The 1,680-nt window shown below is 48.6% G+C and carries 2 protein-coding genes; both read right to left on the reverse strand.

Annotated features, from left to right (window positions below; all coding sequences use genetic code 11):
* Positions 1-336: 336 nt before the first annotated feature.
* Positions 337-681: a cupin domain-containing protein gene (locus tag AC0QH1_RS30100; RefSeq protein WP_324635133.1), complete on the reverse strand. Its 345-nt coding sequence runs from the start codon at positions 679-681 to the stop codon at positions 337-339.
* A gap of 63 nt (positions 682-744) precedes the next feature.
* Positions 745-1,521 carry an SAM-dependent methyltransferase gene (locus AC0QH1_RS30105; RefSeq protein ID WP_324635134.1) on the reverse strand — a complete coding sequence of 259 codons (777 nt, stop codon included), beginning with the start codon at positions 1,519-1,521 and terminating at the stop codon, positions 745-747.
* Positions 1,522-1,680 lie beyond the last annotated feature (159 nt).

Here is a 1,680-nt window from a genome sequence, read left to right on the forward strand (position 1 = left end):
CCTAGTCCAACTCCCAGGGATGGGAAAAAACATAGGGATTAGCGCAATGGTTATTTATCCCTAGTCCAACTCCCAGGCATGGAAAAAAAACATAGGGATTAGCGCAATGGTTATTTATCCTGTAGCGCCCCATCGGTGAAAAAATTTATCGCGATCGCGCCAAAGTTATCATATTTTCATATGAGTAAGGTAGAGAATTTTTCACCTCGGAGGTGCAAGCGCGGTAATGACTATTCGGCTACGGATCGCATTAATTTGAGAAAGGCTAGACGATAAATTGCAGCGATCGCCTAGCTCACCCCCAAACCGACTCGCCAACCCCTCGCGGATGCCGACTTACGACACTTGCGGATTTTCCGACAGGGTGAGCAGAAAGGCCAGGTTTTCTTCCGCTTTTAACGCATGAGGTGCGTTCGCTGGCATAAACACAAATACCCCCGGTTCCAAAACGATATCTTCTCCCTCTAGGGTGAGGATTCCCCGCCCTTCGATAACGTTAACCGTGGCATTGCGGGTAGAAGTATGCTCGGAAATCTCCGTACTTTTGGCTAAACAAAATAAAGTGTACTGACAGCATTTATCTTGCAGGATGACTTTACTGAGTACCCCCGCCGAGGGATATTCTATCAACGCTTTCCAAGGTGTTTTAAACGATGCGTTGGATGAAGCAATCGTTGTCATTGTAATGAAACCTCCTTTTTGGTTATTCTAGTTGCAAAAAACCGCGCGGATTGTTTGCGGAAACTAAACGGCGATCGCGCAGACAATCAGGGTTCCAAGTTCCTCTTGATGCTGCAAAAACGTCCGCCGCATTTCTAGCACGCGCGATCGCAGTTCCGGATTGGCTAACAAATTGCGCGCTATGCGAATCGTATTTGCCAACCCTTCATCTCTGACGAGTTGCCCCACATTGAGCAACCCCATCTTTTTCATTTGAAAATGCTGCACTTCAAACGAGGCATTTTCATACATTTGTTGCCACGCAGCAGGCGATTGCGGGGTAGCATTCACCCGAATCACTTGCGAGAGCAATTGATGCAGTTCTGCTTCATTGTCCCGTGCCAGCATTTCCTGGGAGAGAAATTTCCCGCCCGGTTTTAGCCGATGCCGAATGTCTGACAATAACTTCTTTTTTCCCGGCACAGATTGCATGGTTAAAATCGCTTCGGCTAAAACATAATCGAATTGTCTGTCGATGGCCCCGAGGTTAAAAATATCCCCTTCAATGATTTCGATTTGATGGTCTAACCCAGCGGATTTAATATTTTCTCGCGATCGCGCCACGCTGTCGGGGTTTTTTTCCACCCCCACCACTCGCACGCCGAACCGTTTTGCCATCGCGATCGCGCTTTCGCCAAAACTCGAGGCTAATTCCAGGACCGTTTCTCCCGCTTCAAACCCCGCCCAGTTCCACAACTGCTCCGTTGCGGCAATTCCGCCGGGTCTGAGTAGGGTTTTGCCCGCCGCCGCTAACACTTGATGACCCGGTGCGGTTTGCAGGTTTGAGGTAGCCTTTGCCATTCCCATGACCTCCTAAATTTCTGCTACCTCAATTTTGATAAAACCTCTCACTGATGTCACCTATCTCCTGGTATAAATGCCCTTTTTCATCAGAAATTAGGGTTGGTAAGGGGGAGAACGGAAACCCTCGTCATTTATGCGTAGGGAGGAGTTCTCCCC

It is taken from the genome of Phormidium sp. CCY1219 (assembly GCF_055795085.1).